Annotated in this window: 12 protein-coding genes; all 12 read left to right on the top strand. The window is 70.7% G+C overall.

All coding sequences use genetic code 11. From position 1 onward, the window contains the following. Window positions 1–22: 22 nt before the first annotated feature. Window positions 23–112, top strand: a complete 90-nt coding sequence (gene kdpF / locus ACFV9O_RS16215; protein ID WP_290353327.1) for a K(+)-transporting ATPase subunit F — start codon at window positions 23–25, stop codon at window positions 110–112. A gap of 4 nt (window positions 113–116) precedes the next feature. Next, entirely contained in the window at window positions 117–1,781 is a 1,665-nt protein-coding gene (kdpA, locus tag ACFV9O_RS16210; protein WP_385417806.1) for a potassium-transporting ATPase subunit KdpA, read from the top strand. After that, window positions 1,778–3,925 (top strand): potassium-transporting ATPase subunit KdpB, encoded by a 2,148-nt coding sequence (gene kdpB / locus ACFV9O_RS16205; RefSeq protein ID WP_385417804.1) that lies wholly within the window; start codon window positions 1,778–1,780, stop codon window positions 3,923–3,925. The genes kdpA and kdpB overlap by 4 nt, the downstream gene beginning before the upstream one ends. Window positions 3,926–3,930: 5 nt before the next feature. Continuing rightward, a complete protein-coding gene (locus ACFV9O_RS16200) occupies window positions 3,931–4,605 on the top strand; it encodes a potassium-transporting ATPase subunit C (protein ID WP_385417802.1) in 675 nt (224 codons plus the stop codon). Window positions 4,606–4,943: 338 nt separating this feature from the next. Next, window positions 4,944–5,360: a cell division protein SepF gene (locus ACFV9O_RS16195; protein WP_385417799.1), complete on the top strand. Its 417-nt coding sequence runs from the start codon at window positions 4,944–4,946 to the stop codon at window positions 5,358–5,360. 56 nt (window positions 5,361–5,416) lie between these two features. Continuing rightward, entirely contained in the window at window positions 5,417–6,673 is a 1,257-nt protein-coding gene (locus ACFV9O_RS16190) for an AAA family ATPase (protein WP_385417796.1), read from the top strand. After that, entirely contained in the window at window positions 6,670–7,041 is a 372-nt protein-coding gene (locus ACFV9O_RS16185) for a nucleotide pyrophosphohydrolase (RefSeq protein WP_385417794.1), read from the top strand. The genes ACFV9O_RS16190 and ACFV9O_RS16185 overlap by 4 nt, the downstream gene beginning before the upstream one ends. 125 nt (window positions 7,042–7,166) lie before the next feature. After that, window positions 7,167–7,727, top strand: a complete 561-nt coding sequence (locus ACFV9O_RS16180) for a DUF6099 family protein (RefSeq protein WP_385417791.1) — start codon at window positions 7,167–7,169, stop codon at window positions 7,725–7,727. Window positions 7,728–7,820: 93 nt separating this feature from the next. After that, a complete protein-coding gene (locus tag ACFV9O_RS16175) occupies window positions 7,821–8,744 on the top strand; it encodes an LLM class F420-dependent oxidoreductase (RefSeq protein ID WP_385417788.1) in 924 nt (307 codons plus the stop codon). A 39-nt stretch (window positions 8,745–8,783) separates the two neighbouring features. Then, a complete protein-coding gene (mmuM, locus tag ACFV9O_RS16170) occupies window positions 8,784–9,695 on the top strand; it encodes a homocysteine S-methyltransferase (RefSeq protein WP_385417786.1) in 912 nt (303 codons plus the stop codon). A 98-nt stretch (window positions 9,696–9,793) separates the two neighbouring features. Beyond that, a complete protein-coding gene (locus tag ACFV9O_RS16165) occupies window positions 9,794–11,254 on the top strand; it encodes a 3' terminal RNA ribose 2'-O-methyltransferase Hen1 (protein ID WP_385417785.1) in 1,461 nt (486 codons plus the stop codon). Further along, the gene (locus ACFV9O_RS16160; protein WP_385417783.1) at window positions 11,251–13,812 is read left to right on the top strand and encodes a polynucleotide kinase-phosphatase; all 2,562 of its coding nucleotides are present in this window, start codon (window positions 11,251–11,253) and stop codon (window positions 13,810–13,812) included. The genes ACFV9O_RS16165 and ACFV9O_RS16160 overlap by 4 nt, the downstream gene beginning before the upstream one ends. The last annotated feature ends 21 nt before the right edge of the window (window positions 13,813–13,833 follow it).

Genomic DNA, 13,833 nt, shown 5'->3' with positions numbered 1-13,833 from the left:
TCGCCAAGGGGGTGGCGAAGCTGTGACTGCCGAGAACATCGTCGGCCTGATCGTGGCTGCCGCCCTGCTGGGCTACCTCGTCCTCGCCCTCGTCAAGCCGGAGAGGTTCTGAGTCGATGAGCCCCGTTCTTGCCGGTGTGCTCCAGCTGCTCGCGCTGATAGCGGCGCTCGCGCTGGCCTACCGTCCGCTCGGCGACTACATGGCCCGGGTCTACTCCTCCGACAGGCATCTGCGCGTCGAGAAGTGGATCTACAAGGGCATCGGCGCCAACCCGAGTGCCGAGATGCGCTGGCCCGCCTATCTTCGCGGTGTCCTGGCCTTCTCCGCCGTCAGCGTCCTCTTCCTCTATCTGCTGCAGCGCGTCCAGGGCAGTCTGCCCGGCTCGCTCGGCTTCTCCTCGATCGACCCGGACCAGGCGTTCAACACCGCCGCGTCCTTCGTGTCGAACACGAACTGGCAGTCGTACTACGGCGAGCAGGCCATGGGCCACGTCGTCCAGACCGGCGGCCTGGCGGTGCAGAACTTCGTCTCCGCCGCCGTGGGTATCGCGGTCGCGGTCGCGCTGGTCCGCGGCTTCGCCCGGTCCCGCACGGGTGAGCTGGGCAACTTCTGGGCCGACCTGGTCCGCGGCACCGTCCGCATCCTGCTGCCGATCTCCGTGATCGGTGCGATCGTCCTGGTCGCGGCGGGCGCCATCCAGAACTTCGCCGGCATCCACGAGGTCGGCCAGTTCATGGGCGGTTCGCAGCAGTGGAACGGCGGGGCGGTCGCCTCGCAGGAGGCCATCAAGGAGCTGGGCACGAACGGTGGCGGCTACTTCAACGCCAACTCGGCCCACCCGTTCGAGAACCCGAACGCGTTCACGAACCTCTTCCAGATCTTCCTGATCCTGCTGATCCCGTTCGCCCTGACCCGCACCTTCGGCAAGATGGTCGGCTCGGTGAAGCAGGGCTACGCGCTCCTGGCGACCATGGGCATCATCTGGGTCGGCTTCACCGCACTGATGTGGTGGACCGAGTTCGCGGGCCGCGGCCCGGCCTTCGAGATCGCCGGCGGCGCGCTGGAGGGCAAGGAGACCCGCTTCGGCATCGGCGCCTCGTCGATCTTCGCGGTCTCCACGACGCTCACCTCGACCGGTGCGGTGGACTCCTTCCACTCCTCGTTCACCGGCCTGGGCGGCGGGATCACGATGCTCGGCATGATGCTGGGCGAGATTGCCCCCGGTGGTGTGGGCTCCGGCCTCTACGGCATGCTGATCATGGCGATCATCGCGGTGTTCATCGCGGGCCTGATGGTCGGCCGTACGCCCGAGTATCTCGGCAAGAAGCTCGGGACCCGTGAGATCAAGCTGGCCGCGCTCTACATCCTGGTCACCCCGGCGCTGGTGCTGTGCTTCACCGCGGCGGCGATGGCCCTGCCGACCCCGGCCCACTCGATGACCAACTCGGGTGCGCACGGCTTCTCCGAGATCCTCTACGCCTACACCTCGGGTGCCAACAACAACGGCTCCGCGTTCGCGGGTCTCAACGCCGACACGCAGTGGTTCAACACCACGATCGGTCTGGCGATGCTGCTCGGCCGTTTCCTTCCGATGGTGTTCGTGCTGGCGCTGGCCGGCTCGCTCGCCGAGCAGAAGCCGGTGCCGGCCACCGCGGGAACGCTGCGGACCGACAAGCCGCTGTATGCGGGTCTGCTGGTCGGCACCATCCTGATCATCACCGGTCTGACCTACTTCCCGGCCCTGGCGCTGGGTCCGCTTGCCGAAGGGCTGGCGTCATGACCACCGACGTAAAGAAGCATGAGGACCCCGTGTCCCAGACATCCACCGCCACCGCGACCCGGGCGCCGCACAGCGATGTGCCGACCGGGCACAAGCCCGACGCCGGGCGCGTCGGCGCCGGTCTGTTCGACCCCAGGCAGCTGGTCAAGTCCTTCCCGGACGCGATCCGCAAGCTCGACCCCCGGGTGATGATCAAGTCGCCGGTGATGTTCGTGGTCCTGGTCGGCTCGGTGCTGACCACGGCGTTCGCCGTCATGGACCCGACCGACTGGTTCGGCTGGGCGATCGCCGCCTGGCTGTGGCTGACCACGATCTTCGCCAATCTGGCGGAGGCCGTGGCCGAGGGCCGCGGCAAGGCGCAGGCGGACACCCTGCGCAAGGCCAAGACCGACACCGTCGCCCGCCGCCTGACCAGGGACGGCAGGACCGAGGAGCGGGTGCCCGGCACCGAGCTGCGGATCGGCGAACTGGTCGTCTGCGAGGCCGGCGACATCATTCCCGGCGACGGTGACGTCGTCGAGGGCGTGGCATCGGTGGACGAGTCCGCCATCACCGGCGAGTCGGCTCCGGTCATCCGTGAGTCCGGCGGTGACCGCTCGGCGGTCACCGGCGGGACGAAGGTGCTGTCCGACCGGATCGTCATCAGGATCACGACGAAGCCCGGCGAGACGTTCATCGACCGGATGATCAACCTGGTCGAGGGTGCGGCCCGGCAGAAGACGCCGAACGAGATCGCGCTGAACATCCTGCTCGCCTCGCTGACCATCGTCTTCCTCCTGGCCGTGGTGACGCTGCAGCCGTTCGCGACGTACGCGAACGCCCCGCAGACGATGATCGTCCTCGTCGCGCTGCTCGTCTGTCTGATCCCGACCACCATCGGCGCGCTGCTGTCGGCGATCGGCATCGCGGGCATGGACCGCCTGGTCCAGCGCAACGTGCTGGCCATGTCCGGCCGTGCGGTCGAGGCCGCCGGTGACGTGTCGACGCTGCTGCTCGACAAGACCGGCACGATCACCCTCGGCAACCGCCAGGCCGCCGAGTTCCTCCCGGTCGACGGCACCACCGCCGCCGAACTCGCGGACGCCGCGCAGCTCTCCTCGCTCGCCGACGAGACCCCCGAGGGGCGTTCCGTCGTCGTCCTGGCGAAGGAGACGTACGGGCTGCGCGAGCGCCACCAGGGCGAGCTGGAGCACGCCACCTGGGTTCCGTTCACGGCCCAGACCCGTATGTCGGGTGTGGACGTGGACGGGCGCAAGGTCCGCAAGGGCGCGGCCGGTTCGGTCATCACGTGGGTCAAGGAGCAGCACGGCACCGTCGCCGACGGCGCCGACCAGGTCGCGAACCGGATCTCCGAGGCGGGCGGCACGCCGCTGCTGGTCGCCGTCGAGGACGACAAGGGTGCCCGGATACTCGGCGTCATCCACCTCAAGGACGTCGTCAAGGACGGCATGCGGGAGCGGTTCGACGAGCTGCGCCGCATGGGCATCAAGACCGTGATGATCACGGGTGACAACCCGCTGACCGCCAAGGCGATCGCCGAGGAGGCGGGCGTCGACGACTTCCTCGCGGAGGCCACTCCCGAGGACAAGATGGCGCTCATCAAGCGGGAGCAGGCCGGCGGCAAGCTCGTCGCGATGACCGGTGACGGGACGAACGACGCCCCGGCGCTGGCGCAGGCGGACGTCGGTGTGGCGATGAACACCGGGACCTCGGCCGCCAAGGAGGCCGGGAACATGGTGGACCTCGACTCCAACCCGACCAAGCTCATCGAGATCGTCGAGATCGGCAAGCAGCTCCTCATCACCCGTGGCGCGCTGACGACCTTCTCGATCGCCAACGACGTGGCGAAGTACTTCGCGATCATCCCCGCGATGTTCGCGGTGGTCTACCCGGGCCTGGACAAGCTCAACATCATGCAGCTGTCCTCGCCGGAGTCCGCGATCCTGTCCGCGGTCATCTTCAACGCGCTGATCATCATCGCGCTGGTCCCGCTCGCCCTCAAGGGCGTGCGCTACCGGCCGACCAGCGCGGACAAGATGCTCCGCCGCAACCTCGGGATCTACGGACTCGGCGGCCTGATCGCCCCGTTCATCGGCATCAAGATCATCGACCTGCTCATCTCCCTCATCCCCGGAATCGGCTGATCGCCATGAACAACTCCTTCGGAAACGCGGCACGGCTGACCTGGGCCGGGCTCCGCGCCCTCCTCGTCCTGACCCTGGTGACCGGCGTCATCTACCCGCTGGCCGTCACCGGCGTCGCCCAGGGCTTGTTCAGCGGCAAGGCGAACGGCTCGGAGATCAAGGCCGACGGCAGGGTCGTCGGCTCCGAACTCATCGGCCAGACCTACAACCTGCCGAAGAAGAACCCGGACGACGCGGAGGAGGCGGCGGTCCCGGACCTGAAGTGGTTCCAGCCGCGTCCGTCCAACGGCCTTGGCAGCAACAGCGTCAACACCCAGTACTCGCTGATCCTCTCCGGGGCGACCAACCGCTCCGGCGACAACGAGGAACTGATCCAGTGGGTCAAGGACGCCAAGGCCGCCGTGGTCAAGGACAACTCCACCGCCACCTACAAGGTCAAGCCCTCGGACGTGCCGGCCGACGCCGTCACCTCCTCCGGCTCCGGCCTGGACCCGGACATCTCCCCCCAGTACGCGAAGCTCCAGGTCCACCGGGTCGCCGAGAAGAACCACCTCACAGTCGCCCAGGTCGACAAGCTCGTCGCCGACCACACCGACGGCCGGATCCTCGGCTTCATGGGTGAGCCCGGCGTCAACGTGCTCGAGCTCAACATCGCGCTGAAGCAGCTCACCGAGAAGTGACCGAGCAGTGACCGAGCAGTGATCGACAACTGATCGACAACTGATCGACAACTGATCGAACCCCCAGGCAGCGGGCGGCTGGAAACCTCCGCCGCCCGCTGCCCGGGCCGGCCGTACCGCAGGAAGGCACGCCGATCCCGGCAGCCCGTCCGCGCAGAAACTGGCCCAACTCGCCGACGCCCTCAGTACGTAGCATCCAGCGCTGCTGCCGGAGCGGCCGCCGTCCCTGACCTCCCTGGACAGACCAGCCAGATCAAGCTGAAAGGTCGTCGAGAACCTGTCGGTGCTGCCTCGTGTCGGTGTTGGGCCGAACGGGTGAGGGGCGCGAGGATGGTCCCATGAGCAGGTACGAGAGGTACGACGTCACCGACGAGCAGTGGGCGGGGCTGGCCCAGGTCGTTCCCCTGCGCGGGCGCAACGAGTGGCCGTCGAGAGTCGACCATCACACGATCCCGCGCGACTACGGAGACGCCTCGGGGATGGAGGCGGGAGAGCAGCGGCGCATGGTCGTCCTGCGGGTGCAGGTGTTCGCGGACGCCCGCGAGGTCGCCGAGTACCTCATCGCGCAGATCCCGGTGCTGCTGGACCTGACGAGCGCGGACGCCGAAGTGGCCAAGCGGATCCTGGACTTCAGCAGCGGTGTCGTCTTCGGGCTCGGCTGCGGGATGCACCGGGTGGACCGCAACGTCTTCCTGCTCGCACCGCTCGGCACGGAGGTCGAAGGCATCGCCGCCGCGGCCGTCCCCCATTCGTAGGAAGCCCCTTCCGGCGTAACGGTTCGTCGTGTGCGACGCTGCGTAGCGTGCCCCGCATGGACGCACTGACCAGCACACTTCCCGCGGAGTCCGCAGAATCCATGGGCCCTGCACCCGTTCGCCCACCGGGATCCGGACGCGCACGGGGATCCGTACCCGGGTCCGGAACCGCACCCGCATCCGTATTCGCTCTCCCTGTGGTGACCGAACTGAGGCTGTCCGCCTTCGCCTCGCACCGGGGAGCCGCTTTCCCGCTCGGTTCCCCGGTGACCCTGTTCGCCGGGCCGAGCGGCAGCGGAAAGTCGAGCGCGCTGCGGGCGTACGAGGCGCTGGCCCGCCTCGGCTCGGGCGCGGAGCTGGGCGAGGCGTTCCCCGACCCGGCGGGCTGTGTCCCCGAGCGGGCGAAGGCGGACGCGCAGGGCCGGCGGGGTTTCCGCATCGGCTGTACGGTCCAGGGCCCCGCCGGTTCCGTACGTCTCGACCTCGCCGTACAGGCCGAGCCGGAACTCCGCATCGTCGGCGAGCGTTTGACCGCTGACGGACGGATCCTGCTGAGCACGGCCCTGCGCGACCCCGGCCGCTCGTGCGTGCAGGCCGCCTGGCACACGGCGGGCTCGGTCGCCGTCACCCGCGCCCCGCTGCCGGACGACCGGCTGGGCACGGCGATGCTGCCGCTGCGGGTCTCCGGCAGGACGGACGGGGAGCGCGCCGTGCTGGCCGCCGTCGAGCAGGTGGTGGTGGCGCTGCGGTCGGTGTTCGCGTGCGACCCGCAGCCGCAGTCGATGCGTGCGCCGGTCCTGCCGGGTGAAGGGCGTCTGCGGCGCGGCTGCGACAACCTGGCGGCGGTGCTGCACCGCACGCGCAGCGAGTGCGTCCGCCGCCACGCGCGGCTGACCGCTGCCGCGCGGGCGGGCTGCGCCGGTCCGGTGTCCGAGGTGGGCGTCGAGGAGCTCGCGGACGGGACGTTACGGGCGGTCATCGACCGGGCCGCCGGCAGCGTTGCCACGCCCCTCGCGCGGCTCGGCGACGGCGAACTGCGCTATCTGGCGCTCGCCCTGGTCCTGCTCACGGGTCCGGGCGTGCTCGCGGTGGACCAAGTGGCGGAGGTGCCGGGGGCGCTGCAGTGCCTCACGGTCCTGGCCGACGGCTTCGATCGCGGCCTGGACCGCCGCCAGGTGGCCGAACTGGCCTCAGTGGCCGCCTCGGTCTGCGCCGACGGCCATCTGCGGCTGGTGGGCTCGGTGAGTGACCGTGACGGTGGCGCATTCGCGCGGGAGACCGACGGAGTGACGGTGGTAGACCTGGTGCCGTGACAGAACTGGACGTGAAAGCACTGCAGCGCAGACTGGCCGAGTTCGCGGCCGCCCGGAACTGGGGGCCTTACCACACCCCGAAGAACCTCGCGGTGGCGCTGACGGTCGAGGCGGCCGAACTGGTCGAGATCTTCCAGTGGTTGACGCCGGAGGAGTCGGCCCGGGTGATGGACGATCCGCAGAAGGCCCACCGTGTGGCGGACGAGGTCGCCGACGTCCTGGCCTATCTGCTCCAGTTCTGCGAGGTGCTCGGCGTCGACGCACTCGCCGCGCTGGCCGCGAAGATCGACCGGAACGAACTGCGGTTCCCGGCGGCCGAAAGGCCGTCGGACGGCCCTGCACCGACTGATCGTCACTCTGCGGAGTGATCGACCTTTCCCCAATCCGCTTCCTGTCCACAGATTTCCGAATTCCCCTGGCTTTTCGTCTGGAGCTCCCTCACTCTGGGTAGTGACTGAGTGAACGGAATTTCGTACGAACGGGGGCGGCGTACATGGAAGCGGAGCGGCTCATCGCGGCCGGCCGGCACGCACTGGCGGAGAGCCGTGACGCGCTGGACATCGTGGCGGAGGCCTGGCAGGCGCAGGCCCTCGCCCAGGCGGTCGGTACGCAACTGGCGCTGTGCGGGCCCCAGGAGCTGCGCGGCGAGGCGCGCGGCCTCAGCGAGGCGGGTGGCCGCGGCGGGGGGTTCGTCGATCCACAACTGCTGGGGGTCGGCGGGCTCCGTGCAGCGCAGCTCAGCGAAGTCACCGATCCTCGGCGTGCTTTGACCCTCCTGAGCACGCTCCTCGGTGAGATCGGCATAGCTCTCGTCGGCGTTGCCTGTGCCACGGACGAGGAAGGGCTCTACTGGCAGTGCATCGAAGCCATCGACGCCACGGACGAGTCCAACGACCGCGTCCGGGCGATGCTCCGAAGACTCTCCTTACGCGACCGGGACCGGGAACGTCACCGCGACCGGGACCGCGACCGGGACCAGGAGCGCGACCGGGAGCGTGGCCGCGAACGCGAGAGTCGTCGCGTCGACCCGGACGCGGCGACGAGCCCGCCCTGAGGCCGGGCCGGGCAGGCCGGGCAGGAGGGGCAGGAGGGGCAGGTCGGCTCACATCGAGAGGTTGACGCACGCACGACGGTGCAGGATGGAGGTATGGATCTTCGAATCTTCACAGAGCCCCAGCAAGGGGCTTCCTACGACACCCTGCTGAAGGTCGCCAAGGCCACCGAGGACCTCGGCTTCGACGCATTCTTCCGGTCCGACCACTATCTGCGCATGGGCTCGGCCGACGGCCTCCCCGGCCCCACCGACGCCTGGATCACCCTCGCGGGGCTCGCCCGTGAGACCCGGCGGATCAGGCTCGGCACCTTGATGACCGCTGGTACGTTCCGGCTGCCCGGAGTGCTCGCCATCCAGGTCGCCCAGGTCGATCAGATGTCCGGCGGCCGGATCGAGCTCGGGCTCGGCGCGGGCTGGTTCGAGGAGGAGCACAAGGCGTACGGCATCCCGTTCCCCAAGGAGAAGTTCGCCCGGCTCGAGGAGCAGCTCGCCATCGTCACCGGCCTGTGGGCCACGGAGACGGGCAGGACCTTCAGCTACGAAGGCAAGCACTACCAGCTGCGGGACTGCCCCGCGCTGCCCAAGCCCGCCCAGAGCAAGGTCCCGGTGCTCATCGGCGGCCACGGCACGACCCGCACGCCGCGGCTGGCCGCCCGCTACGCCGATGAGTTCAACATGCCTTTCGCGTCCCTGGAGGACAGTGAGCGGCAGTTCGGCAGGGTCCGCGCCGCCGCGGAGGAGGCCGGCCGCAAGGGCGACGACCTCGTCTACTCCAACGCCCTTGTCGTCTGTGTCGGCAAGGACGACGCGGAGGTCGCCCGCCGCGCCGCCGCCATCGGACGGGAGGTCGACGAGCTGAAGACCAACGGCCTCGCGGGCTCGCCGGCCGAGGTCGTCGACAAGCTCGGCCGGTACGCCGCGATCGGCTCGTCCCGTGTCTATCTGCAGGTCCTCGACCTGCACGACCTGGACCACCTGGACCTCATCTCCTCCCAGGTCCAGTCCCAGCTCGGCTGAGCCGTCCCGCCCGGTCCGGACCCACCCCCGGAGTCACCTGTGAAGCCCGTCCGCAGCCTCGCCGCCGCCCTCGCCGAAGGGCCGCTCGTCCTCGACGGCGGCCTCTCCAACCAGCTGGAGGCACAGGGCTGCGACCTGTCCGACGCCCTCTGGTCGGCGCGGCTGCTCGCGGACGGCCCGGAGCAGATCGAGGCCGCCCACACGGCGTACGTGCGGGCGGGCGCACAGGTGCTCATCACCTCCAGCTACCAGGCGACCTTCGAGGGCTTCGCCCGCCGTGGCGTCGGCCACGCCGAGGCAGCCGCCCTGCTGGCCCGCAGCGTGGACCTCGCCCGCGCCGCTGCGGAGCGCACCGACCGGGAGGTGTGGGTCGCGGCGTCGGCCGGTCCGTACGGGGCGATGCTCGCGGACGGCAGCGAGTACCGCGGCCGGTACGGACTCACGGTGCGGGAGCTGGAGGCCTTCCACCGCCGCCGCATCGAGGCCCTCGCGGCAGCCTGCCCCGACGCCCTCGCCCTGGAGACGGTGCCGGACACCGACGAGGCGCAGGCACTGCTCAGAGCCGCGCACGCGGTCGGCCTGCCGGTCTGGCTCTCGTACACCATCGCGGGGACCCGCACCCGGGCCGGCCAGGACCTTTCGGCGGCCTTCGCCCTCAGCGCGGACAACCCCCAGGTCATCGCCGTCGGCGTCAACTGCTGCGAGCCCGGCGACGCGGACCGTGCGGTGGAGCTCGCCGCCCGGGAGACGGGCAAGCCGGTCGTCGTCTACCCGAACAGCGGCGAACGGTGGGACGCCACCGCACGGACCTGGCGCGGCGCCGTCACCTTCGATCCGGCCCGCGCCCGCGAGTGGCAGGCGGCCGGGGCGCGCCTCATCGGCGGGTGCTGCCGCGTGGGCCCGGACCGCATCGCGGCGCTGGCGACCGCCCTCACCGGTCCGGAGCCTTAGCCGTACCCGTGCGCGCCGCTGCGGAGACCGCACCGCAGGCCCGTACCAGCCGGGAAAATACCTGGTCGGAGGGCGCTGGTGAGGCGATACTCGGACACGTGTTCATGACCATCAGTACGACCGGCACCCCTGAGCGTCCCGCCACCGACCTGGGCTTTCTGCTGCACAAGCATCCCGACAAGGCGCAGACGTTCTCCACCTCCCACGGCACGGCGCACATCCTCTACCCCGAGGCCACCGCCGAGCGCTGCACAGCGGCACTGCTGCTGGAGGTGGATCCGGTGGCGCTCGTGCGGCGCGGCAAGGGCAAGGGGCGCGGCGGCGCGCCCGATTCGGCCCTCGCGCAGTACGTCAACGACCGGCCGTACGCGGCGTCCTCGCTGCTCTCCGTGGCGATGAGCACCGTCTTCAAGAGCGCGCTGCGCGGCGTGTGCCACGCCATGCCGGACCGGGCCGGGAGTCCGCTGCCCCTGCGGATCGAGGTGCCCGCACTGCCCGCGCGCGGCGGGGCCGAACTGGTGCGCAAGCTGTTCGGGCCGCTCGGCTGGGACTCGGTCGACGCCGAGCCGGTGGCGCTCGACGAGCAGTTCCCGGAATGGGGCGACTCGCGGTACGTGCGGCTCGTCCTGGAAGGGGAGCTGCGCCTCGCCGACGCGCTGCGGCAGCTCTACGTCCTGCTGCCCGTTCTCGACGACGCCAAGCACTACTGGGTCGCGCCCGACGAGGTCGACAAGCTGCTGCGGGCCGGAGAGGGCTGGCTGGCCGAGCACCCCGAGCAGAGGCTGATCACCAGCCGCTATCTGTCCCGCCGCTGGGGTCTGACCCGGCAGGCGATGGAGCGGCTCGAGCTCGTACGGCTCGCCGAGAGCGACGACCTCGAGGTCGAGGACGTCGACAACGCCGTGGACGAGACCACGGACACCGACGAGCGCCCCGTGCCGCTCGCCGAGCAGCGCCGCGAGGCCATTCTGGACGCCCTGCGCGCCGCCGGCGCGGCCTCCGTGCTCGACCTGGGCTGCGGCCAGGGCCAGTTGGTGCAGGCGCTCCTCAAGGACGTGCGGTTCACCGACATCGTCGGTGTGGACGTGTCCGTGCGCGCGCTCACCGTCGCCGCCCGCCGGCTGAAGCTGGAGCGCATGGGCGAGCGCCAGTCCGGCCGCGTCACGCTGCTCCAGGGCTCGCTCACGTACACCGACAAGCGGCTCGGGGGCTATGACGCCGCCGTGCTCAGCGAGGTCATCGAGCACCTCGACCTGCCACGGCTGCCCGCCCTGGAGTACGCCGTCTTCGGCTCCGCACGCCCGCGCACGGTGATCGTGACGACCCCGAACGTCGAGTACAACGTCCGCTGGGACTCCCTGCCCGCCGGGCACGTCCGCCACAGCGACCATCGCTTCGAGTGGACCCGGACCGAGTTCCGCGACTGGGCGGAGCAGGTCGCCGGGCGCCACGGATACGACGTCCGGTACGCCGGCGTAGGCGACGAGGACCCCGAAGTGGGCGCCCCGACGCAGATGGCGGTATTCACCCTGACCACGAAGGAGGTGGAGGCGGCATGACCACCACCACCCGCACCCTGCCCGTCCCCGACCTCTCCCTCGTGGTCCTCGTCGGCGCCACTGGCTCCGGAAAGTCCACGTTCGCCCTCAGGCACTTCAAGTCCACCGAGGTGATCTCGTCGGACTTCTGCCGCGGCCTGGTCGCCGACGACGAGAACGACCAGAGCGCGAGCGGCGACGCCTTCGACGTGCTGCACTACATCGTCGGCAAGCGGCTCGCCGCCGGCCGGCTCACCGTCGTCGACGCCACCAACGTCCAGCAGGAGAGCCGCCGCCAGCTCGTCCGGATCGCGCGCGAGCACGACGTCCTGCCCGTCGCGATCGTCCTCGACCTGCCCGAAGAGGTCTGCGCCGCACGCAACGCGGAACGCCCCGACCGGGCCGGCATGCCCCGCCACGTCATCCAGCGGCACCGCCGCGAGCTGCGCCGCTCGCTGCGCGGACTGGAGCGCGAGGGCTTCCGCAAGGTGCACGTCCTGCGCAGCGCGGAGGAGGCCGACGCGGCCGAGGTCGTGCTGGAGAAGCGCTACAACGACCTGCGCCACCTCACCGGGCCGTTCGACATCATCGGCGACATCCACGGCTGCCGCTCCGAGCTGGACGCCCTGCTCACCAAGCTCGGCTATGTGGATGGGGCACACCCTGAGGGCCGTACCGCCGTGTTCGTCGGGGACCTCGTCGACCGCGGCCCCGACAGCCCCGGTGTGCTGCGCCGGGTGATGAGCATGGTGGCCTCCGGCAACGCCCTGTGCGTTCCGGGGAACCACGAGAACAAGCTCGGCCGCTGGCTGAACGGCCGGCAGGTCCAGCGCACCCACGGACTCGCCGAGACCATCGAGCAGCTGGAGCGCGAGGACCCGAAGGACCCCGAATTCCGGCAGCGGGTGCGGGAGTTCATCGAAAACCTCGTCAGCCACTACGTCCTCGACGAGGGCAAGCTCGTCGTCTGTCACGCCGGCCTGCCCGAGAAGTACCACGGCCGCACCTCCGGCCGGGTCCGCTCGCACGCGCTGTACGGCGACACGACCGGTGAGACGGACGAGTTCGGGCTGCCCGTCCGCTACCCCTGGGCCGAGGACTACCGAGGCCGGGCGGCTGTGGTGTACGGCCACACACCCGTGCCCACCGCCTCCTGGCTCAACAACACCATCTGCCTCGACACCGGCGCCGTCTTCGGCGGAAAGCTGACCGCGCTGCGCTGGCCGGAGCGCGAACTCGTCGATGTACCAGCCGAGAAGGTGTGGTACGAGCCCACCAAGCCGCTCGTCACCGAGGCGCCCGGCGGACACCAGGGCCGCCCCCTCGACCTCGCCGACGTCCACGGCCGCCGCATCGTGGAGACCCGCCACATGGGTCGCGTCGCCGTGCGTGAGGAGAACGCGGCAGCGGCCCTCGAGGTGATGAGCCGCTTCGCGGTCGACCCGCGGCTGCTCGCCTACCTCCCGCCGACGATGGCGCCGACCGCGACCTCGCAGGAGGAGGGCTACCTGGAGCACCCGGCCGAGGCCTTCGCCCAGTACCGGACGGACGGAGTCGCGCAGGTCGTGTGCGAGGAGAAGCACATGGGCTCGCGGGCGGTCGCCCTCGTCTGCCGCGACGCCGACGTGGCGCGCGAGCGCTTCGGAGCGGAAGGGGCCACCGGCTCCCTGCACACCCGCACCGGACGCCCGTTCTTCGATGACGCCCAGGTCACCGAGGAGATCCTGGAACGACTGCGCGCGGCCGTCACCGGCGCCGGACTCTGGGACGAGCTCGAGACCGACTGGCTGCTCCTGGACGGCGAGCTGATGCCGTGGTCGCTCAAGGCGTCCGGGCTGCTCCGCAAGCAGTACGCGGCGGTCGGCGCCGCATCCGGCGCGGTCTTCCCGGGCGCCACGGCCGCGCTCGAAGCGGCGGCGGCCCGCGGCGTCGACGTCGGCGGACTGCTGGAGCGCCAGCGCGAACGGGCCGCGGACGCGGCCGCGTTCACCGAGGCGTACCGGCGGTACTGCTGGACCACCGAGGGCCTGGACGGGGTGCGCCTCGCGCCGTTCCAGATCCTCGCCGTCCAGGGCCGCTCCCTCGCCGCCGTACCGCACGACGAGCAACTGGCCTGGCTGGACCGGCTGGTGGAGGCGGACTCCATGAGCACAGCCACCGGATCCGGGCTGCTCCAGCGCACCCGCCGCCTCGTCGTCGACACGGGCGACGAGGAATCCGTGCGCGCCGGAGTCGACTGGTGGCTGGAGCTGACCGGCGCGGGCGGCGAGGGCATGGTCGTCAAGCCGCTGCGGGCGCTCGTACGGGACGACAAGGGCAGGCTCGTGCAGCCCGGCATCAAGGTGCGCGGGCGCGAGTACCTGCGGATCATCTACGGCCCCGAGTACACCCGCCCGGACAATCTGACCCGGCTGCGCAGCCGGTTCCTCGGCCACAAACGGTCGTTGGCGCTGCGCGAGTACGCCCTGGGTCTGGAGGCCCTGGACCGGCTGGCCGACGGGGAACCGCTGTGGCGGGTCCACGAGGCGGTCTTCGCGGTGCTCGCTCTGGAGTCGGAGCCGGTCGACCCCCGGCTCTGACCCGGGCGACCCCCCGGCTCC

The sequence above is a fragment of the Streptomyces sp. NPDC059909 genome (assembly GCF_042730885.1).
In the GTDB taxonomy this organism is placed as follows: Bacteria; Actinomycetota; Actinomycetes; order Streptomycetales; family Streptomycetaceae; genus Streptomyces.
This window is presented reverse-complemented; position numbering and strand designations above follow the sequence as displayed.

Coding starts and splice junctions, on each gene's coding strand:
- ACFV9O_RS16195 (WP_385417799.1), top strand. CDS start 4,944: ATGAGCAGGTACGAGAGGTACGACGTCACCGACGAGCAGTGGGCGGGG.
- ACFV9O_RS16175 (WP_385417788.1), top strand. CDS start 7,821: ATGGATCTTCGAATCTTCACAGAGCCCCAGCAAGGGGCTTCCTACGAC.
- ACFV9O_RS16190 (WP_385417796.1), top strand. CDS start 5,417: ATGGACGCACTGACCAGCACACTTCCCGCGGAGTCCGCAGAATCCATG.
- ACFV9O_RS16180 (WP_385417791.1), top strand. CDS start 7,167: ATGGAAGCGGAGCGGCTCATCGCGGCCGGCCGGCACGCACTGGCGGAG.
- ACFV9O_RS16200 (WP_385417802.1), top strand. CDS start 3,931: ATGAACAACTCCTTCGGAAACGCGGCACGGCTGACCTGGGCCGGGCTC.
- kdpB (WP_385417804.1), top strand. CDS start 1,778: ATGACCACCGACGTAAAGAAGCATGAGGACCCCGTGTCCCAGACATCC.
- kdpA (WP_385417806.1), top strand. CDS start 117: ATGAGCCCCGTTCTTGCCGGTGTGCTCCAGCTGCTCGCGCTGATAGCG.
- ACFV9O_RS16160 (WP_385417783.1), top strand. CDS start 11,251: ATGACCACCACCACCCGCACCCTGCCCGTCCCCGACCTCTCCCTCGTG.